Origin of the sequence: Shewanella intestini, assembly GCF_018221465.1 — a bacterium.
In the GTDB taxonomy this organism is placed as follows: Bacteria; Pseudomonadota; Gammaproteobacteria; order Enterobacterales; family Shewanellaceae; genus Shewanella; species Shewanella intestini.
Genome location: NZ_JAAIKR010000024.1, coordinates 1 through 21072, shown reverse-complemented (window position 1 = coordinate 21072; position 21072 = coordinate 1). Strand labels below are relative to the sequence as shown.

Annotated in this window: 17 protein-coding genes and 1 pseudogene; 7 read left to right on the top strand and 11 right to left on the bottom strand. The window is 42.7% G+C overall.

Going from position 1 to position 21072, the window contains the following annotated elements:
• Positions 1-339 (top strand): annotated as a pseudogene (locus G3R48_RS16595) (transposase); the annotation flags it as partial.
• A gap of 511 nt (positions 340-850) precedes the next feature.
• On the opposite strand, the gene G3R48_RS16590 reads toward G3R48_RS16595, so the two are convergent.
• The 4 genes from G3R48_RS16590 to G3R48_RS16575 form a co-directional block, all read right to left on the bottom strand.
• Positions 851-1888: an aldose epimerase family protein gene (locus G3R48_RS16590; RefSeq protein ID WP_153666315.1), complete on the bottom strand. Its 1038-nt coding sequence runs from the start codon at positions 1886-1888 to the stop codon at positions 851-853.
• Positions 1889-1910: 22 nt separating this feature from the next.
• Positions 1911-3050: a galactokinase gene (gene galK, locus G3R48_RS16585; protein ID WP_153666312.1), complete on the bottom strand. Its 1140-nt coding sequence runs from the start codon at positions 3048-3050 to the stop codon at positions 1911-1913.
• A gap of 217 nt (positions 3051-3267) precedes the next feature.
• The gene (locus G3R48_RS16580; protein ID WP_153666311.1) at positions 3268-4638 is read right to left on the bottom strand and encodes a sigma-54-dependent transcriptional regulator; all 1371 of its coding nucleotides are present in this window, start codon (positions 4636-4638) and stop codon (positions 3268-3270) included.
• Positions 4638-6659: an ATP-binding protein gene (locus G3R48_RS16575; RefSeq protein ID WP_153666310.1), complete on the bottom strand. Its 2022-nt coding sequence runs from the start codon at positions 6657-6659 to the stop codon at positions 4638-4640. The genes G3R48_RS16580 and G3R48_RS16575 overlap by 1 nt, the downstream gene beginning before the upstream one ends.
• 287 nt (positions 6660-6946) lie before the next feature.
• Here G3R48_RS16575 and G3R48_RS16570 point away from each other — a divergent pair, with 287 nt between their 5' ends.
• A complete protein-coding gene (locus G3R48_RS16570) occupies positions 6947-8734 on the top strand; it encodes a flavocytochrome c (RefSeq protein WP_153666309.1) in 1788 nt (595 codons plus the stop codon).
• Positions 8735-9111: 377 nt separating this feature from the next.
• Here G3R48_RS16570 and G3R48_RS16565 read toward each other — a convergent pair whose 3' ends face one another.
• The 4 genes from G3R48_RS16565 to cutA all read right to left on the bottom strand — a co-directional run bounded on the left by G3R48_RS16565 (position 9112) and on the right by cutA (position 13245).
• Positions 9112-9294, bottom strand: a complete 183-nt coding sequence (locus G3R48_RS16565) for a hypothetical protein (RefSeq protein WP_153666308.1) — start codon at positions 9292-9294, stop codon at positions 9112-9114.
• 6 nt (positions 9295-9300) lie between these two features.
• A complete protein-coding gene (locus G3R48_RS16560) occupies positions 9301-10902 on the bottom strand; it encodes a cation:proton antiporter family protein (protein ID WP_153666307.1) in 1602 nt (533 codons plus the stop codon).
• A gap of 172 nt (positions 10903-11074) precedes the next feature.
• A complete protein-coding gene (locus tag G3R48_RS16555; protein WP_153666306.1) occupies positions 11075-12925 on the bottom strand; it encodes a protein-disulfide reductase DsbD in 1851 nt (616 codons plus the stop codon).
• Positions 12922-13245 carry a divalent-cation tolerance protein CutA gene (gene cutA / locus G3R48_RS16550; RefSeq protein WP_153666305.1) on the bottom strand — a complete coding sequence of 108 codons (324 nt, stop codon included), beginning with the start codon at positions 13243-13245 and terminating at the stop codon, positions 12922-12924. The genes G3R48_RS16555 and cutA overlap by 4 nt, the downstream gene beginning before the upstream one ends.
• A 211-nt stretch (positions 13246-13456) precedes the next feature.
• Here cutA and G3R48_RS16545 point away from each other — a divergent pair, with 211 nt between their 5' ends.
• The gene (locus G3R48_RS16545) at positions 13457-14092 is read left to right on the top strand and encodes an FxsA family protein (RefSeq protein WP_153666304.1); all 636 of its coding nucleotides are present in this window, start codon (positions 13457-13459) and stop codon (positions 14090-14092) included.
• A gap of 121 nt (positions 14093-14213) precedes the next feature.
• On the opposite strand, the gene G3R48_RS16540 is transcribed toward G3R48_RS16545, so the two are convergent.
• Entirely contained in the window at positions 14214-14615 is a 402-nt protein-coding gene (locus tag G3R48_RS16540) for a hypothetical protein (RefSeq protein WP_153666303.1), read from the bottom strand.
• 178 nt (positions 14616-14793) lie between these two features.
• Entirely contained in the window at positions 14794-16167 is a 1374-nt protein-coding gene (locus G3R48_RS16535; protein WP_153666302.1) for an MATE family efflux transporter, read from the bottom strand.
• A gap of 205 nt (positions 16168-16372) precedes the next feature.
• Here G3R48_RS16535 and G3R48_RS16530 point away from each other — a divergent pair, with 205 nt between their 5' ends.
• The 4 genes from G3R48_RS16530 to G3R48_RS16515 all read left to right on the top strand — a co-directional run bounded on the left by G3R48_RS16530 (position 16373) and on the right by G3R48_RS16515 (position 19633).
• The gene (locus G3R48_RS16530; protein ID WP_153666301.1) at positions 16373-16663 is read left to right on the top strand and encodes a co-chaperone GroES; all 291 of its coding nucleotides are present in this window, start codon (positions 16373-16375) and stop codon (positions 16661-16663) included.
• 55 nt (positions 16664-16718) lie between these two features.
• Positions 16719-18359 (top strand): chaperonin GroEL, encoded by a 1641-nt coding sequence (gene groL, locus G3R48_RS16525; protein WP_153666300.1) that lies wholly within the window; start codon positions 16719-16721, stop codon positions 18357-18359.
• 474 nt (positions 18360-18833) lie between these two features.
• Positions 18834-19103, top strand: coding sequence for a type II toxin-antitoxin system TacA family antitoxin (locus G3R48_RS16520; protein ID WP_212593408.1), 270 nt, complete (start codon positions 18834-18836; stop codon positions 19101-19103).
• Positions 19100-19633, top strand: a complete 534-nt coding sequence (locus G3R48_RS16515; protein WP_212593407.1) for a GNAT family N-acetyltransferase — start codon at positions 19100-19102, stop codon at positions 19631-19633. The genes G3R48_RS16520 and G3R48_RS16515 overlap by 4 nt, the downstream gene beginning before the upstream one ends.
• Positions 19634-20012: 379 nt before the next feature.
• Here the strand turns inward: G3R48_RS16515 and G3R48_RS16510 are convergent, their stop codons facing one another.
• Positions 20013-20972 (bottom strand): integron integrase, encoded by a 960-nt coding sequence (locus G3R48_RS16510; RefSeq protein ID WP_153666298.1) that lies wholly within the window; start codon positions 20970-20972, stop codon positions 20013-20015.
• Positions 20973-21072 lie beyond the last annotated feature (100 nt).

Here is a 21072-nt window from a genome sequence, read left to right as displayed (position 1 = left end):
AAAGGCGAGCAACCTACTGAATTATTGCCATTTGTGGGTAATGAACGCCAGAATATGCCTAACGGATTAATATACAGTGTGAAAGATTACATTGTGCTTGTAGAGGATACAGGACGGATTATTCGTGATGACAAGCGTGGCGCGATAAGTATAAGTAGTCAGCATATTCTTGACCGATTAAACATACCAGCAGAAAACTGGTTAACAATCACCACCGAGTTTGAGGCATTATTTAAAGGCGCGGTTGGCTCACTGCCAGCACTGACTGACTATTGCCAACATGTCGACCGTAAACGACGACCAAGCGCAGCTAACTGTCAAAAATGGCTGAGCGCCTAGCGTTACCTATCTGATTTAATCACTTAACATTTCATTCTTGATAGTCATCAAGTTTTTCGGCTGTGTTCAATTCATACAAATAATAGATAAACGACCAAGTTAGCACTTTTTTGTATATCAGTGCTGAATTAGGTTGGTTATTCGCGCGTTAGTCTATCAAGCCATACATTAGAATTGAGTCGTGTTGCTTATATTAATTATGGGTGGCATGTTTACTGTATTAGAATTGAGTCGTGTTGCTTATATTAATTATGGGTGGCATGTTTACTGTAGCATGTTTACTGTGGCATTGAGCCTACACGGACGTACTAGCGGCGAGCTTCAGAAGTGTCTGCACATGCCCCGCTGGAGGCCATTGATAGCTGCATAGCTTCAAGTTCAAACTTTAATATAAACGCACACCAGCCAATCCATCAGTTAATAAACCTGTTAACCACAACCTCCGCATTACTGGTGGATGGCATCAGCAGACAACCGATTGCCTTGCGATAACAACATGGTGTGAACTACGTTATTGACCGATTAATCCAAACTGATAACGACTAAGGTGATGGTAGGTTTCATTGGGCTTAATAAAGGCGTTGCCGGGTAAGTGAGCTTGATTAGGTGAGTCAGGTAACATTTGCGGCTCAATACACACCGCTTGATGTTGCTGATAATGTTGTTGCTCAAAACCAATATTGCCGCCTAAAAAGTTAGCCCCATACAATTGCACCCCAGGCTGATTGGTATATACCGTCATCGTGCGGCCAGTCGTGGGTTCGCTTAAACAGCCAAAACGCGCTAAACCTTGGGTTTGCTCAAGTACATAACAATGGTCAAACCCTTGGGTGGCGGCTAAGGCACTGCGCTGCTGCTGAACCGCCATTGGGGTGGCTTGTTGTAAGTCTAAATCACTGTTAGCAGTTGGGTGAATACCGGTTGGTACACCTACGTCATTCATCGACAAGTACTGTTTCGCATCGACTTGAATAAGGTGTTGATGATTACTGCGGCTTTGTTGACCGGCTAAATTAAAGTAGCTGTGTTGAGTCAGGCTAATCGGGCAGGTTTTATTAACATTCGCATGCATTTCTACCACTAAGCTGTCACCGTCGAGCAAGTAGTCGAGTTGTACCTGACACTCACCGGGAAATCCCATGTCGCCATCTGGACTGGTTAAGGTTAGGCGCACCCCGTTTGCAACTTGACTCATTTGCCAGTGCTTTTGGTGAAACCCTGCTTCCCCGCCATGTAAACAGTTTGACGCTTGATTCACGCTTAATGGGTAATCAACGCCATTAAGATGAAATTGGCCATTGGCAATACGGTTGGCGTAACGCCCTGCAATGGCACCTAAATATGCTTGTTGAGTTAAGTAGTCAGCAACGCTGTCGCAACCTAAGACGATGTTGTCGCGTTGTCCATGTTTATCGGCGGTCGATAAACTACGAATAATGCCGCCAAGGCTAAGCACTTCCATGGCAATAATGCCGTTATCAATCACCACTCTTTGTACTTCGCCACCGCGGGGATCTTGCCAAGCTTGTTGCGGTTGATAACTGACCATTTTTGCCTCTTGTAAGTGAAAATTAAATCCGGCTTGCACCTTTAGATGCCGAGCAAAGATGAATAATGGCATCCTTACCCGTTTGCTGGTGGTATTGGGTTTCAACTAGGTTAATCACTTTGTCGGTGAGAGAATGGTTAACCAACACAATGATGCAACCATCGCTCATTCTTACACCGCCATTGTCGCCAATAAGCTCGTTGATGCTTGATACTAACGTATCGACAAGGGGATCAACAACGTCGAAATTTTCACGTAAAGAATGATGTGAATGGCGCATTAACTCACTAAACCTGACAATATTATCTTCATTCAGTGCGCGCGCAGCACTGGCTGTACGTTGTGTTTCGGTCATCACATGTAATGCGCGGTGGTATTGCGTCGTCGATAAAATCTGTTTGGCACGTTGTAACTGTAAGTGGGTTAAATCGCGCAGTGAATCTAAGCCTAATAACTCGGTGATCTGTTTGCATTCTTGCTTACGATCAAAAAACTGCTGCGTAAATTGTTTACGGTTAAGTTGGGGGTCAATGACGATTAAACTGAGTGAATCAGGGATTTTAATTGGCTCACTGTCTAAAGCGAGACAGTCGATTAATAATGCGTGGTCAGGCTCAGCGAGGGCGCTGATCATTTGATCCATAATGCCGCATTCTTGGCGCATTAATTGGCTTTCGGCGCGCTGGGCAATTTGGGCAATGGCTAATGGCGACAAATGCAGTTGATCAGCGTAAGAAATGGCTGTGCCAAAGGCAATCTCTAAGGCGGCTGATGAGGATAATCCCGCACCTAAAGGCACATTGCCTACAATCGCGAGGTCGAGTCCTTTGGCGCTCAGCCCAGATTGCGCCATCGCGGCGGTGATCCCTTTAAGATAATGGTGCCAATGGCCATCATCAATAATGTCACCTTCTTGGCCAAACTCCCACTGCTCAATTTGTCCAGGGAAAACGTCACTTACGGCCCTAAACATAAAGTCGTCACGGTGTTTCACCGCGATAACGGTATGGAAGTTAATCGCAACAGGTAATACTAAGCCTTCATTATAGTCGGAGTGCTCACCAATAATATTGATCCGCCCCGGAGCTTGATACAGCTCGTCAGTGGCGGTGCCAAAGGTTTGCACAAATAACTTAGTAGCGCGTTGGGCAGGATTAGACATGCACGATATCCACAACAATGAAAAAGGTTAAGTTACTCAGTCACTGAGCAACGAGTAATGTGAGTTATATCACGAGTTATAGCAGAATTTAAGTCACTTTGATTTTATTGTGAAAAATTAAGCTTGAATGTAAATTTTTTTACTATTGCAAGGTGCTGCAAAGAGACGCCTTGGTGAATAAAAGACATGAAAACATGGGTTAATGTTGTGAAATAATTCATTTATCTTTCGTTAATCGACGGCTTAATGCACTTTGGCTTATGCCTAACATTTGCGCCGCAGCCGTTTGGTTTTGGCCAGTACGGTTCATAGCTTCATCAATTAATGCCTGATTCATATCTGCCAGTGTGGGTAATTGCGCTGGGAACACGAATGTTTGCGTTACCTCTGATGCCACTTTACTGTCGTTTATCGCTTGCATAAATGGAGCACAGTTAAGCTGAACTGCGTCGCTGCGGCTCACAGCATCAATCACCATGCTTTGTAATTCATATAAATTACCTGGAAACCCGTAATGTTGCAGTTGCACCACTAATGAACTTGGCACAGGTGGTGGGTTAAGTTGCAGTTCTTGCGCCGCTTGCTGCACAAAATGATTTATGAGTATGGTTAAATCGAGTTTTCGTTGTCGCAGGGGCGGTAAGGTCAGTTTATGCCCGCGCAATCGATATAGCAGATCGCTTCTTATGTCACCTTGTTGATTAAGCGCAATGAGATCCACCTGAGTCGATACCACAAAACGGCAATTAACCCCATAACCTTGCTGGCTGCCTATTGGGTGATAGATTTTTTGTTCCATCACTTCTGCCAATTTAGCCTGTGAATCCAATGGCAATTGCGCAATGTCTTTTAAATATATGACGCCGTGCTGAGCGTGGTGGATAGCCCCTGCAACAGATTCGCCCGGTAACTGGCTCAATTGGCCGTAGAGTTGTCGATCAAATTGTTGTGCGCTCATTCCTGCAAGGTTGATGGTAATAAAAGGCTGCTCAGGTGCACTAAGTAAATGACAGCTTTTAGCAAAGGCTTTTTTGCCCGTGCCGCTTTCACCTTGAATTAAAATAGGTTCGGGACTAAAAGCAATGGCTTCAAGGTAACGAAACTGGTCCAGTAAAGCCGGTTCACAAGTCAAAATATGACTAAATGCGTCTGGCTGATTTAAGGTTTTAGTTAAAAAACGGTCTTTAATACGGGTGTAGTTTCGCTCTAATCCCACCACTTCAAGTGCGCGTCTTACCGAATGACCTAAATCGGCAACATCATCTGTTTTGATAAAGTAATCATAAGCGCCATGTTTAATACAGCGCACAGCGGTATCAACCTCATTTACCCCAGTTACAATAATGACCCGCGTATTGGGGTGCGCTTGGCGAATACTTTCAAGTAAGGTTTCACCCGAGTCAAAGGGCATGGTTAAATCTAATAACACTAAAGCGTAGTCGGTGTTATTGAGGCGGCTCATGACTTGGCGGCTATCAACACAAGTGTCAATAACAGCTTCAGGAACAAGGCGTTGCAGTGTGACTGACAATGTGCGCAGCCATGGCGCTTCGTCATCAACAAGTAAAATGTTTCGGGCTAACAGCATTATGGGTTACCAAAGGTTGATGAATGACACCGCTGAGCAGATTTAGGCATGTTTGACTCACTGCATTTACGCGCAAATGACAGCGTAAAACAGCTGCCTTGGCCTAAACTTGACTGCACCTGCATATGCGCATGATGCTCTTTTAAAATACGGCTACTGACCGACAAACCTAGGCCGCTCCCCCCTTCGTTACGCCGAGTCGTAAAAAAGGGCTCGGTAATTCTCGCGACGGTTGCGTTGTCCATTCCTGAGCCAGTATCGGTGATTTTAATGTATACCTTATTGGTGTCGGTAATGGTTGCTATTTCAATGGTATCTGTTGCGTCATGACAGGCATGAACGGCATTTTGGATTAAATTGATCAGCACTTGATGCAATTGCTGCACGTCCGCTTTAATCATTAATGGCGTCGGGTGCAGTGTCACGTTAACTTGGAAACGTTTTAATTGATTGGCGGTGAGGCGTAAAGCAACCTGTACGACTTCGTTAATGTCAGCAAGTTGATGATAGGTATTGGTGTTAGGTAGCGCATACCGTTTTAAGTCATTGACAATACGGCTGATGCGTTTGGCGCTATCTTCTACGACTTGTGCGCTGTGGTTAAGCTCTTCAAATGCGGTTTGCGGTGCAAGGCCAGCTATTTGCCAAAATGGATTTTGTTGTTGGTAACTTTCAGCCGCAGCTTGTAAGTCGGTTATTGATTGGCTAAATAGGGAAATTGAATGAATGATAATACCCGTTGGGTTATTAATCTCGTGGGCAATACCCGCAGACAACTCGCCCAATGAGGCTAAGCGGCTAGCTTGATCATTTGCTTGGCGTAGCGCGTGCTGTTCAGTGTTATCTTCAAGTAATACCACCGCTTGTTGTTCGGCTATCGGGTGAATTTGAATTTGCCAAAATTGTGTATCATATTGCATTTCGGCAATAAAAGATTGTTGGCTGTCTAATACCTGCTGCACGGTTTTTTGTATATCAAAAGGGTGTTGATTAACAAAAACAAAGTTGTCTAATTTGAATAATTGCTGAGCGTCATTACTCCACAAACACGTCATTTGTTGATTAAAAATGGTCACGCCGTGAGGGATACCGTCTAACACCGCTTGAAATTGATCGGACAAATTAAGGATTTGTTGTTCTGCTTGTTTTCGCTGCTGCAGTTCAAGCGCTAAGGCATTAGAGCGAATGCGTAAGTTACGGCTAACAAGGGCGGTAAATAGCATGCCAATAATTGACACTATAGCGACAATAATCGCCCAAGTGAGCATTTTTTGTTGGGTGGATGATATGTCCACTTTTTCACGCCCAGTGCCAAACCATTTATTGATTAATTTGTCATACTCGCCAGACAGTTTTAATTGACGCAGTGCAAGGTTGACCTGATGCATCAGTTTAATTTTATGGCGTTGACTGACAAAAGTATAAGTCCCAAAAATAAGTGGGTCACTGGCACTTCTTACCTGTGGGTAATCTGGCTGTAAACGCCGCGCGACAAAGTTTTCTGCTAGTACCACATCCACTAAACCTTCACCAAGTAGTTGAAAACCGGTTTCGTAAAGGTCAACAGGCACTATTTTAAAATGTTGTGGCTTGTTGGCGAGATATACATCCACAAATGAGCCACGTTTAATGGCCACTCGTTTGCCATCTAAATCAGACCAGTTTTCAATAAAATCATCATTTTGACGAGTGTAGGCTTTAGCGTATGTGGCATAAATCGGGTCTGATTGACTGAGTGTGCGACGGACATTAATGGGGGTTACAACCGCTATCATGTCAATGTCGCTATCCATGGTTTGGGTATCGTCAATCAGTTGTTGAAATGACTTTCTGCGCACCACAATAGACTTACCAAGCACCTGCCCGATACGATTCATCAGCTCAATATTAAAGCCTTGGTCAACGCCATTGGCGCGCCACTCAAGCGGAGCGGTATTAGAGTGCACGCCAAGTACGATATCGTTATCGTCTGCGTGGGCATAACCTGCCAGTACGAGTATTAGAATAATGAAATATTGCATTTGCGCAGACTAACAAAGACATATTCACAATAAGGTGATGTGACGCGCGAAACTAACATTTCTAAAATAGAAGGTTAACTGCTGGTGGTTTATATGGGGGTGATCGTGATCACGGCTGATTATGCAAAAATGCATAGCGCTAAAGGGTTGCTATGCACAATTGCATAACGCCATTTTGAAGATGTGATCGCCCTAGACATTTGACGGCCGATGTTATCGTTGTCATTGAGCCTTTTTCAGCTTCATTTCAAACTAGATGCTTATCCAATGTGTCCAAGGTTGAAAAGATGAAAATGAAAAAGTCTGCAGTATATTTAGCTGCAATTTTAGGGACAGCAAGTTTAGCACCAAATGCATTTGCTGTTGATAATTTGGCTGATTTTCATGCGCAAAGCATGGAATGTGACAGTTGTCATTTACCAAGTGGTGAACTGTCTAATGACAGCTTAACTTATGAAAATGCCCAGTGTCAGTCATGCCACGGCACATTGGAAGAGGTGGCCAAGGATACCGATCGCAAAAACTACAATGCCCATGCTTCTCATTTCCCTGGCGATGTATCTTGTACGGCTTGTCACAGTGGTCATGAAAAGTCAGTTGATTATTGTGATTCATGCCATAGCTTCAAATTTGATATGCCATTTAGCAAAAAATGGCAACGCCACGAACCCACCATTGCTGAACTGACTAAAGACAGTGCAGATCGCAAAGCCGCATTGGCATTAGCACCAGCTGAAACCGTTGACGTATTAGTGGTTGGAACCGGTGGTGCTGGTTTCTCTGCAGCGGTATCTGCGCACGATAATGGTGCTAAAGTATTAATGATTGAAAAAGAGCCTGTTATTGGTGGTAACGCTAAGTTAGCCGCAGGTGGTATGAACGCGGCTTGGACAGACCAACAAAAAGCCAAAAATATAAAAGACAGTGTTGAGTCAATGTTTAAAGACACCATGAAAGGTGGTCATAACATCAACAATCCTAAATTAGTGAAAATTCTATCAAGCCATTCAAAAGCCTCTGTTGATTGGTTAACTAGCATGGGTGCGGATTTAAATGATGTCGGCCGTATGGGCGGTGCATCAGCTAACCGTGCTCATCGTCCTACTGGTGGCGCAGGTGTTGGCGCACACGTCGTGCAAGTGCTTTACGATAATGCGGTTAAACGTAATATCGAAATCCGTATGAACAGCCGCGGTGTTGAAATTTTAAAAGCAGATAACGGCCAAGTAAAAGGTGTATTAGTTAAAGGTAAATACAAAGGTTATTACTGGGTGAAAGCTAGCGCGGTTGTCATGGCAACGGGTGGCTTTGGTAAAAATAACGAACGGGTTGCTAAATATGCGCCTAAATTAAAAGGCTTTACCTCTACTAACCAACCAGGTGCAACCGGTGACGGTTTAGATGTTGCTATTAATGCTGGAGCAGGTACAACAGACATTAAATACATTCAAGCACATCCTACATTATCTGTTAAAGGTGGTGTGATGGTCACTGAAGCAGTGCGCGGTAACGGTGCTATCTTGGTTAACCGAGAGGGTAAACGCTTCGTCAATGAAATCACCACACGTGATAAAGCCGCTGCAGCTATCTTGAAACAAACAGGTAAAACTGCGTTCTTAATTTTTGATGATTCTGTTCGTAAGTCACTTTCAAAAATTAACAAATACATTAAATTAGGCGTAGCGCCAACCGATGCAAGCCCAGTTAAACTTGGCAATAGCTTAGGTATTAATGGTAAAGCATTAGCGGCAACTATCGTGCAATACAACAAGTTAGTTAAAGCCGGTAAAGACACTGACTTTGCTCGTCCTAACTTACCGCGTGCACTTAATGAAGGTAGCTATTACGCGATTGAAGTAACACCTGGCGTGCATCACACCATGGGCGGTGTGACTATCGATACTAAAACTGAAGTAATGACCAATGACAACCAAGTTATCCCAGGTTTATTTGGTGCAGGTGAAGTAACCGGTGGTATTCATGGTGCTAACCGCTTAGGGGGCAACGCCATCTCAGGTATCGTGACCTTTGGTCGCTTAGCTGGCGAGAATGCAGCTAAATTTGCTAAAAAATAACACTTAAACCATTGGCTCTTCGATGAGTGGCAATGGGTTTAATACAAGGATTAACAATAATGACTTCACTATTTAAAGACTCAATGAGTTAGCACGTTAAATACTGAGCCATTGACGTTAACTTGAACATTCAAAAAGTGAACCTAATCGGTTCACTTTTTTTTTGCATAATCCGCTGATGACTGATGACTGATGACTGATGACTGATGACTGATGACTGATGACTGATGACGAAGATATTCTTTGCTACAAGCCTGTCATTATTTAAAGCGGCTGTGTTTAACGCGTCCTGTGTATCACAGAGTATGTAAGCTGTCATTATGTCATCGCCCGCTATGCACAACATGATAAATGCCCCGATAAAAGCGACACGTTATTCATGGCAGGTTATGTTGATTGCCGTTTAGGCATGTCTTTGCGGTTGAACGCATTGTGCCACTCGGACTAAGGCGTTGGTTGAGGGTAATCGCGCTTGCACCCACTAACATCATGACCATTAACCACAATATATTTAGCAACTGACACGCTTGTCCGTCTGCTGATTTAATCGCTTGCGACATTGATGATCATTGTTTTGCAGTCGTTTGGTCGACTTCAATCAACTCTTTTACCACATGGTCAACAAAACCTGCACCAGCAGCTTGATAAACGTTATAGACCGCATCGACACCGGCTTCTTTTAGCGCTTCGGCATCCTCATTAAATTTAACGATAGCACTAATGCGGCCTTTATATTTAAGACGCTTTAACTGCTCGACAGCAAACAAATTACCCACATGGTGTGGCATTGCTAGCAGCACCATTTCAAGCCCTGGTGCGCGTTCAAGTTTTTCCCAAAAATCGGTATCGCTCGCATCACCTTGAACCACATTGCGCCCTTCATTAAGGTGGAAGTCAACGAGGTCTTGTTTGTGCTCAATACCCAATATTTCGGCGTCGTATTTGCTGTTGAGTTCGTCGTAGGCACCACAACCAATGCGGCCCATCCCTAAAATAAGAAAACGCGGCGTACCCATATTAATCGGGCGATCTTCAGGGTGAAGCGGTGAACGCTCTTTGCTCATCAGTTGGGCGTTAAAGCGTTGGTAAATACGATTAACGCTGGCATTTAGCGGCGCAGCAACCAAGAAGCTAATACTCAGCGCCACAGCAATAATAATAAGCCATTCAGGTGGTAACCAGCCTTTATGGGCCGCAACTGCGGCCACAATTAAGCCAAACTCACTGTAGTTAGCAAGATTAAACGAGGCAAAAATCGCGGTGCGGGCGCGCAGTTTAAATAGGGTGAGTAATTTAAAGAATAAGATAATTTTAAATGGAATGAGTAACACTAATAACCCAGCAAGGCCGACATCGGCAATGGTCGGTAAACCATTTAGGCCAATAGTGAGGAAGAAAGCGACCAAAAACAGTTCTTTAAAGTAATAAATAGACTTAGCCAGCTCAGACGATTTAGCGTGTCCGGCTAATAAAATTCCCATAATCAGTGCGCCAAGATCAGGCTTTAAGCCTACTGCGTCAAATAACCATGCTCCCATCACCAATGCCATTGACAACCCAAACAGCACCAGCATTTCACCATGGCCGACACGGTCAAAAACCTTGTAAATCAGTGGGCGTAATAATGGCAGTATGAATAAGCCTAAGGCGTAAATAGACGGGAAATCACCTTTAGAGATAGTTAAAAACAATACTGCAAAGATGTCTTGCATAATCAAGATACCAATGGCGACTCGGCCATATAGCGCTTGTGAATCACCGGTTTCGTCGAGCACTTTAACGGCAAAAACGGTACTTGAGAAACTCAAGGCAAAACTGATCAACAACAGCTGGTTTAACTCTAGCCCCACAAGACGATCTAGGCCGATTAAGCCTAACACTTTTAGAATGGGGACAAAGAACAGCATTGATCCAAGCAAATGTAGACTCGACCCCGCCCAGACTTCAGCTTTTAAGAGGCTTTTAACATCGAGTTTTAAGCCAATCGCAAATAGCAACAAGGTGACCCCTAAATCGGCAAGCGCTTGCAATAACGGGATACTTTCGTCTTGAATACCAAATATAAACAGTAAAAAACCGGCGGCTAAATAACCAATTAATGGAGGTAAGCCCACACGACTGACAAGCATGCCGCAAAGCAAGGTGATGATAAATATTGCTGGTTCCATAAAGGTCTATTTCTATCGTGATACTGACTTCAGCTACTGAAGTGGGGGTGATTAATAGCGACAGTGTAATATAAAAAGATTAAGTTGAGGTTAAGGATTGTTCTAAAAACAAAAAAATGGCTAATTTAATCAATTAAATTAGCCATTTTCAGTCGGTTAAGTTGTACTTAGATTACTTTTTCAATAGTAAATCTAAGTGATCAGCAAAGGCTTGAGGTTTCATAAAACCGGTTACGCGTAAATCTTCACGCTGCTTGCCGTTTTCATCAAACATTAACAATGTTGGTAAACCTAATACACTGTAATGCTCTAATAATGCCACGTCAGTTGCATCACTTTTTGTTACGTCAGCTTGTAAAATTACCATTTTATTTAAACGTTCAATTACCATTGGGTCAGCAAAGGTGATGTGTTCAAACTCTTTACATGCCACACACCAGTCGGCATATAAATCTAGCATCACGGTTTGGCCATTGACACTGGCTTTATCAAGTTGAAGCTCAAGATCTTCTAACGACTTAATTTTTACAAACTCAGGGTGCGCAGCTTTTTGCACCGCGCCAGAAGTTGCACTCATGCCAACGCTTTGATGCCCCATCGCGCCCATAATAGCTTGTAAACCGTAAGAGAAACTAGCCAGTAACGACAGTAACAACAGTACGCTACGCACGGTTTGTTTCCAGTTAAACTGAGTAAGCTTGTTTTGGTGCATTAAATAACCCACCAACGCTATTCCCCATAGTGACCATAAGATATCTGATACTAATCCTGGCCAAATGCGACCAATCATCACAATGGATACCGAGATGAGTAAGAAGCCGAATACGGTTTTAATGATATCCATCCACGCACCTGCACGAGGAAGCAATTTACCGCCAGAAGTACCAATAACGAGTAACGGTACACCCATACCCATACTCAGCACATATAAGGCTAAAAATCCTTGTAATAAGTCGCCCGATTGCGCCACGTAAATTAATGCACCCGATAATGGCGCAGTGGTACAAGGTGATGCCACTAAGCCTGAAATCACCCCCATCATAAATACGCCAACTAAGTTGCCACCTTTTTGATTATTAGACAGGGTGTTCATTTTGTCTTGCCATTTGCCCGGTAGACGTAACTCGTACATCCCAAACATCGACAAACTTAATAGCACAAACATGACCGCGAGGAAGATTAAAATAGCCGGGTGTTGCAGCGCGGCTTGAAACTTCATGCCCGCAGAGGCAACCACTAAGCCTAATAACGAATAAGTAATGGCCATACCTTGAACATAGGCCATTGATAAAGTGAAGGCTTTAGCGGTAGATAATTGCTTGCCTTGGCCGACAATAATCCCCGATAAAATAGGGTACATAGGGAACACACAAGGCGTTAATGCCAAGCCGATACCTAAACCAAAGAACACTAATAAGGTCCAAAGTAAGCTGTCATTTTGCAGCATTTGGTTAAGTGTATCTTGCTCTGTCACAGGCGCTGATGCAGATTGTTCGCTTGTGCTGGCAGATTGCGGTGCGCCAATCACTTTTTTAGCAATCACTTTACCGTCATTGGCCGCTACGCTTTCAAGTGGCACTTCATTTTTGGTTGGTGGAAAGCACAATTTGTCTTGGGCACAACCCATAAAGGTCACTGTAAAGGTACTGCCTTTACTGGCTTCTTTTAAGCCAACTGGAATGTCGACAAACGCGTGATATACCTCTTGGTCCCCAAAGTAATCATCATGATGCATTTTGCCTTTTGGCACCGCAATATCACCGATGACAGCACCGTCGACAGCAAATTGTAATTTGTCGCGGTACATGTAGTAACCGTCGGCAATAATCCAACTGAGTTTTAATTGATTTCCTTGCTGTTTGTAATCAAACACAAATGCCTTATCAACAGGCATAAGCTCGGGCTCGTCATTTAAAAAACTGAACTTGCTCGATAACGACCCTGCGCTATAAACCGCCGGCGAGGCGACAATAGATGACAGCAATAGCAATGAGGTAAATACGGTAGCTAATAGTTTCTTCATGATGCGGTGGTTTCTTTTATCCATGTAAAATAAGAGGGCAAGCCTTGAGTCAGCGGTGTGGCAATCACTTCAGGTACATCATAAGGATGAACTGAGATGATTAACTGCTCGATAGCGTGATAATGACATGCCAAGCACTTGATCTGCAACGGTACTTCTTGTGATTGGCATATTTGGCCGTCCCACATATACACCGACTCAACGGCTTGTCCTATTTGTACACAAGCCGCCAACTTCGCCTGCACTAATGCATGCGCTGCTTGGGTTGCACTGGTGTTATCAGGAAACGTTGATAATACGATGAGGTAATTTGCGATCATTTTATCTCTATGATGATTAAAGTTAGCTTAAGCTAATTAAGATAAGCTTGTTCATACTGTACGATTTTCAGCAATGATTTTCATTATTGAGTATTGATAATCGTGACCTGTCTTGAATTAAGACCGCACAATCCCCATAAAGTGTTCATAGACGTAAAAAATTTTCTACAGTGAGGCAATGATTTTGTCGTTACTGCTAAATGAGGCGAGCATGTTTTTTTTCTTAATCTTGTTATTTGTCGTCATTCCAGTGATAGAACTGAATGTATTAATTGAGGTTGGCCACGCCCTTGGTACATTACCCACCATCAGTTTAGTGTTTTTGACCGCCATTGTGGGTGTGTCTCTAGTACGCAGCCAAGGGTTAAGTACGTTAGTGTCAGCCCAGCAAAAAATGACTCAAGGTGAAGCGCCGGGTCAAGAAATTGCTGAAGCCATGATGCTCGCGATGGCTGGGGTTTTATTACTCATCCCCGGTTTTGTGACTGACTTTATCGGCTTACTACTGCTAACCCCAATTACCCGTGCACCGATTGCTGCATTTGTGTTTAAACGAATGAAACTAAAAATGCAAAACAGCAGTCAATTTAGCGCAGGCTTTGGGCCGCAAGCGGGGCCATTTGGGCAACAAAACCCGTTCGAACAACGCGGCAGTACCTTTGATGGCGACTTTGAACGAAAACACGACCGTACACCTGATAGCCATCACCTTGGTGCTGAAGATACAAATACTGAGCAAGCAAGTGCCGATAAAGCGCACCAGCAAGATAACGACATTATTGAAGGCGAAGTGACCGATAAAGATGACAACCAAGCTAACTCACAAGACCCTAATTCGCGCCATTAGATGAGCCAATCACTCGCTACATAAATTGATAGCGCAGTGTCGATTGAGATGCTTGAGAGCGCAGTGACGAATAAGAATGTCGTGATAATTAAGGCGCTTGTTGTGCGAACCCCATAAGGCATTAACGGCGATTTTTTTGTTGAGCTGCAGAAAAAATAGCGCCCATTTCAAGCGCTTTACGTTGCTCTATTTGTTTATCGCGCTTAGCGCCAACTTTGTAAGCGTGGATCACCGATACCAACCAAATAATGCCAAAGAACAACCCTAAATGACCACTTGAAGCGCTATCATTTATTTGGCTAACTTGGGCATTAAGGCTGCTTAAGTCAGTGCCAATTTGGCCATTAAGAACTTGATCAACGACCGAATTAGCTTCATCCATGACTTGGCTGGTCAGTTTTTCTAATAAAATTAATCCAGCGGCAATAAACCCCACACCGGCTAACCATTGCTTTAACCATAGTTGTCCAGCACCGGGTAAAATAAGCGCCGACATCAGCGCGGCTTTCATGGCATGTTTCATTATTATCTCACTACAACGGTTCTCACATTATCCAGCTGGATATGCATCATCATTTAAGAGTAAGACACGAATTAACCGAGCACAATAAATCCGCTATTGCGCTCAATAGATATAACAAAATTGAAAACAGTTAGCTGATAGTTACCTGCAAAGTATTAACTCATTGAGGTGAGACAGGTTACTCAACGGCTACATCTGAGGCATGGTGGTACTGCTTTTTATTGGGTTCTGCCACCTTGGTGGCCAAAATATAACTGACTATCCCCATTAACATATTGGTGACTGGCAATGCCACTAATAAGCCTTTAACCCCACCAAGAACCAATCCTAATGCCGCTAATGGCAATAGCAATAAAATTAAGCGGGTTAAGTTAAGCATTAAAGATCTCACTGGCTGATGATAAGCATTTAAGCTATTGGCAAAGACAATAACCATACCTAACGCACCGTATGCTGTTGGAATAACAATTAGATAAAAGTTCAGCCAATCAACCACTAAAGGATCGCTGGTGAATAAATGCGTAATAAAGTTGGCACTAAAATACAGCGGAATATACAACAAGGTTTGCAACACAAACACAAATTTAAGTGACATCAATAAAGCTTGCTTAGCGCGTTTGGGCTGGCCTGCCCCTAAATTTTGGGCAATAAATGGCGTTAAGCTAGACGATAACGCCATCACGACAATCAATAATACCGATTCAATACGGATACCCGTGCCAAATGCAGCCACACTGCTGTGATCAACCCTAGCTAACATCGCCATAATCACCCCATTTGCAATGGGATTTATCATGTTCATTAACGTAGCGGGGCGGGCAATATGCGCGAGCGAACGCCAGTTATGCAAGATGCGTTGCCAATTAAAGGCTGCAAACGCCACTAATTCACGTTTAATTAAAATTAAATAGCTCGATACCGACAACGCAACTAACCAAGAAATAGACGTAGCAATGGCTGCGCCCTCAAGCCCTAATGGCGCAATAGGACCAAAACCGAAAATTAAAATGGGATCAAGAATGACATTCACGATGGCAGCCGACATCATAATTTTTGCAGGTGGCCGCGTGTCGCCTGTAGCGCGTAATGCTTGGTTACCGACCATTAAAATGGCCAATATAGGCGCAGATAAAAACCAATAAAACATGTAATCGTTAATTAATAACAAGGTCGTTGCGTTGGCCCCTAATAAACCAAATAACGGCTTAATGGTGGCAAGCCCAAGCAGCGATAAGGCGGCAATAATGACCAAGGTAAAACACATGACATCAAACAAAAACACTTTGGCTATGTGATTGTTTCGCGAACCAATTAACCGTCCTAAATTGGTCGATAGCCCAGCGCCAATACCGATGACAATGCTGGATAAGACGAGGGTGACAGGAAAGGTGAAACTGACAGCGGATAAAGACTCGGTGCCGAGTTTGCCAATAAAAAACATATCCACAAGACTACTCCCCAGCACAGTTAAAATACCAAGCAGGTTAGGTAGGGTCATGTTCAATAATACACGCCCAATAGGTTGAGTCAGTAAACCGTGTTTGTCGTTCATCAGCTCGGGGGGATGGTTACGGGAGGCAAATTCTAACAGGAATAAGGCGATATTAATAAAATCGACTTAAAATAAATGGAGTTTTTTTTGTCATTCCCCTTGGAACTGTGATCGGTTATCCCCATATCACTTGCATCGAGGGTAACCCCTTATATAAAACCGCCTTGATAATTATTGGGCATCACATCATTAGGAGAGTTCATAGATGAATATTCGTCCATTACATGACCGTGTAATCGTTAAGCGTTTAGAAGTAGAAACAACTTCAGCAGGTGGCATTGTGCTAACCGGTAGCGCTGCAGAAGTTTCAACACGCGGTGAAATTTTAGCTGTTGGCAATGGCCGCATCTTAGAAAATGGCACGGTTAAACCACTTGACGTAAAAGTGGGCGACGTGGTGATCTTCAACGAAGGTTACGGCGTGAAAAAAGAGAAAATTGACGGTGAAGAAGTACTTATCCTGTCAGAAGCAGATTTAATGGCGGTTGTAGGTTAAGCCTCCCACTATTTAAACACTTCAACTTAATTAATGAATTTAAAGGATTTACATCATGGCAGCTAAAGAAGTTCAATTTGGTAATGACGCACGTGTAAAAATGCTTGCAGGCGTAAACGTACTGGCTAACGCAGTAAAAGTTACCTTAGGGCCTAAAGGTCGTAATGTGGTGCTAGACAAAAGTTTTGGTGCACCACTTATCACTAAAGATGGTGTGTCAGTGGCCAAAGAAATCGAACTTGAAGACAAGTTCGAAAACATGGGCGCACAAATGGTGAAAGAAGTTGCCTCTAAAGCCAATGACGCCGCGGGTGACGGTACAACAACTGCAACTGTTCTTGCACAAGCTATCGTCATCGAAGGTCTTAAAGCCGTTGCTGCTGGCATGAACCCAATGGATTTAAAACGTGGTATCGACAAAGCCGTTGTTGCCGCTGTTAGTGAGCTTAAAACACTTTCTCAAGAATGTGCCGACTCTAAAGCTATCGCGCAGGTTGGTACTATTTCAGCTAACTCTGACGAATCTATCGGTGACATCATTGCAACCGCAATGGATCGCGTAGGTAAAGAAGGTGTGATTACCGTTGAAGAAGGCCAAGCACTAGAAAACGAACTCGACGTTGTTGAAGGTATGCAGTTTGACCGCGGTTACTTGTCTCCTTACTTCATCAACAAAACTGAAACAGGTAGCGTTGAACTAGACAGCCCATTCATTTTGTTGGTTGATAAAAAAATCTCTAACATTCGTGAATTATTGCCGCTACTTGAAGCGCTTGCTAAAACAGGCAAGCCATTAATGATCATCGCAGAAGACGTTGAAGGCGAAGCCTTAGCAACATTAGTTGTCAACAACATGCGCGGTATCGTTAAAGTGGCAGCGGTTAAAGCACCAGGTTTTGGTGACCGTCGTAAAGCAATGCTTCAAGACATTGCCATCTTAACAGGCGGTACCGTTATCGCTGAAGAGATTGGTCTTGAGCTTGAAAAAGCCGCACTAGAAGACTTAGGTACGGCTAAACGTGTTGTTATCACTAAAGATAACACCACAATTATTGACGGTACTGGTGAGCAAACACAAATTACAGCGCGTGTTTCGCAAATCAAACAACAAGTTGAAGAATCAACGTCTGACTACGACAAAGAAAAACTTCAAGAGCGTATGGCGAAACTTGCTGGCGGCGTAGCCGTAATCAAAGTTGGCGCAGCGACTGAAATCGAAATGAAAGAGAAAAAATTGCGTGTAGAAGATGCATTACACGCAACTCGCGCAGCTGTTGAAGAAGGTGTTGTTGCTGGTGGCGGTGTTGCGCTTGTTCGCGTAGCAAGCAAAATCGGCGAAGTTGAAGTTACCAATGAAGACCAAAAACACGGCGTTGTTATCGCGTTACGTGCAATGGAAGCGCCACTACGTCAAATCGCCACTAACGCAGGTGAAGAAGCATCTGTTGTAGCAAATACCGTGAAAAACGGCCAAGGTAACTTTGGTTACAACGCGGGCAATGACAGCTACGGCGACATGTTAGAAATGGGTATTCTAGATCCAACTAAAGTTACCCGTAGTGCACTACAGTTTGCCGCATCAGTAGCAGGTCTTATGATCACTACCGAAGCAATGGTAGGCGAAGTAGCTCAAGACGCACCAGCACCTGACATGGGTGGCATGGGCGGAATGGGTGGCATGGGCGGCATGATGTAATTTACTGGTTTAAATGGGGTATAGCTGCGTTACTTTGCAGCTCGTGTAGAAAAACGCTACATGTCGCTACAAAAAGCCTTGCTCTAACCCCATTTATCCTGCGTAAATGCTCTGTTGGTCTCTAGCCTAAAAGCTGAAAGCCGAACTTCTTGTAAAAGAAAATGAAAGCCCCGAAACCTAACGGTATCGGGGCTTTTTTTTGTGTAATTAATTTTACTGATAAAATTTAACTGGTTGTGTTTCTTGTTACGTACAGCATGTCCAACGAATTAATGCGCACTATACAAATTGTTCAAAGGGAAAAACGCTCGGCATTATTGCTTTGAAGCGACATGTTATACCAAGCGTTTTAGCCAATTAACATGGCGTTATATTTATTTTTAAATCCGTAAATAATCCGTACAAATTGAAAGTGGCTGTTTTTTGACTTATCATCTGAATTATTACGGAATAAATCCGTACGTAGGAGGGGTTATGGCAACAGCACGTTTAGATATTCGTCTTGATGAAGAAATTAAGGCAAAAGCTGAAAAAGCATCAGCATTACTTGGTCTAAAAAGTTTAACAGAATATGTTGTTAGACTTATGGATGAAGATGCTACATCTGTTATTAAAGAGCATGAAAGTATTGTGGTTAAAGATAGTGTGTTTGATGAGTTTTTAGCTGCTTGTAATAAAGCAAAAATGCCAAATCAAGCTTTAAAAAATGCTGCAATGTTTACTGATGAGAGTGGGATCAAGTGAGTTGGAGCAAAGCGTTTGTAGAGCTGAATAAATCAGAGCATGATCGCAATTCATTTGATTGTGGTGAGCAAGAGTTGAATACATTTATTCAAACTCAAGCAGCAAAGCATATGCAGGCAGGAATAAGTCGGACAATGGTTTTGCCAAGTGCGCAACCGTTGTTAAATCAAAAATATGCAATTTGTGCTTTTTATAGTGTTGCTCCAAGCTCGATTAGTCGTGAAACTTTACCAAAATCACTAGCAAAGAAATTACCTCGATATCCAATTCCAGTTTTTCTTTTAGCTCAGTTAGCTGTACATAAAGAGTTTCATGGTGCAGGTTTAGGAAAAATCAGTTTAATTCGAGCGCTTAAGTATCTATGGGAAGTTAATCATCATATGAGAGCGTATGCGATAGTTGTTGATTGTCTTACAGATTCAGCACAAGATTTTTATACAAAGTTTGGGTTTGAAATACTGTGTGAGCATAATGGTTGTATTCGTATGTTTTTGCCAATGAAAACGGTGGAGTATCTTTTTAGTCATTAAAGCACAATAAATATAACAAAATGTTCAAATGGACTAAAACGCTCGGCATTATCACTTTGAAGTGAAATTTTACGCCAAGCGTTTTAGCCCGTTAATTCATTTAAACATGCCACCCATAATTATTAGTCGCCAATTCTACAATACGTGAATCAACCCACGCTCGGCGATGCTCAAAGTTCTCACCTGTGGATTTATCAAAACCACACAATTACGCCTTATGTACCACACGCGAACAACAGTGGTATTAAGGTGTATCTTCTAAACTCACGAGGGTTTGTCTTGCTCTAGCCATCTTCAAATACCGTTTGAAAAGGGTAAATAAAGCCTAGTGCCGAGCAAGCTACTCAATCAATTACCTAAAAAATTTATAGTGCAACATTTACTTGATATCCATCGGGCTTAATACGCCTGTTTGGTGTAATCCTGACACATGGGTATAAATTTGAGTTGTTTTTACATCATTATGACCAAGTAGCTCTTGTACGGTCCTTATATCATGACCACGTTTAAGTAGGTTGGTTGCAAAAGAATGTCTAAAGGTATGAGCTGTCACCCGTTTGGTAATTGATGTTTTACTAACCGCTTTTTGTAAAGCTTTTCTAAACGTTGTGGGATCAATGTGATGTCTGCATATATAGCCATCTACGGGGTGCAAAGTGCAATGTATTGAGGGGAAAAGATATTGCCAATGTAATAGTTTGGCACTAGTACCAAACTTTTTTATTAGGCTAGCTGGTAACGAAGCCGTACCTAACCCCTTTGATAAATCTGTTAGGTGAGTTTGGCGTACGTAATTAAATTGCTTATCAATTAATTCATTTGCCATTTTCGGTAAAATGCACACTCGATCTTTTTTACCTTTACCTCTGTAAATAAAAAGAGTTTGATTATGAGTATCAATATCTTTTATGCGTAAGCTGAGTGCCTCAGTAAGCCGAAGCCCTGCACCATAAAGTAAGATCCCCAATAGTTTATATTTTCCAGTTAACCGTTCAATAATTAACTTCGCTTCTGAATCTTCAAGCACTTGAGGAATTCTGCTAGGTGGTTTTGCATAAGGGAATTGCAAATCATCGGTGTTAATTGCAAGTACATGTTTGAACGCAAAAACAAGTGCACATAGTGCTTGTTGTTGGGTACTGCTAGACACTTGTTTTTTATTGGCAAGAAAAGTCAGAAATTGTTCAATATGTGATGGGGCAATTTGTTTGGCGGAGGAGAATTGAAAGTGTCTAATAAAGTATCGGTTCCAATACAAATATGATTTCTCTGTTTGGTAACTATAATGACGCACTCTTATTTGTTCTCTAATTGTGCCTAAATACCCAGCATTCTTCATAAGTTTGCCTACTTTTATTTATAACTGTATATTTATACAGTTATAATGATTTTAGGCAGAATGATGAATTGTGTGGTCGAAAATCATCCATAAGTTGTAG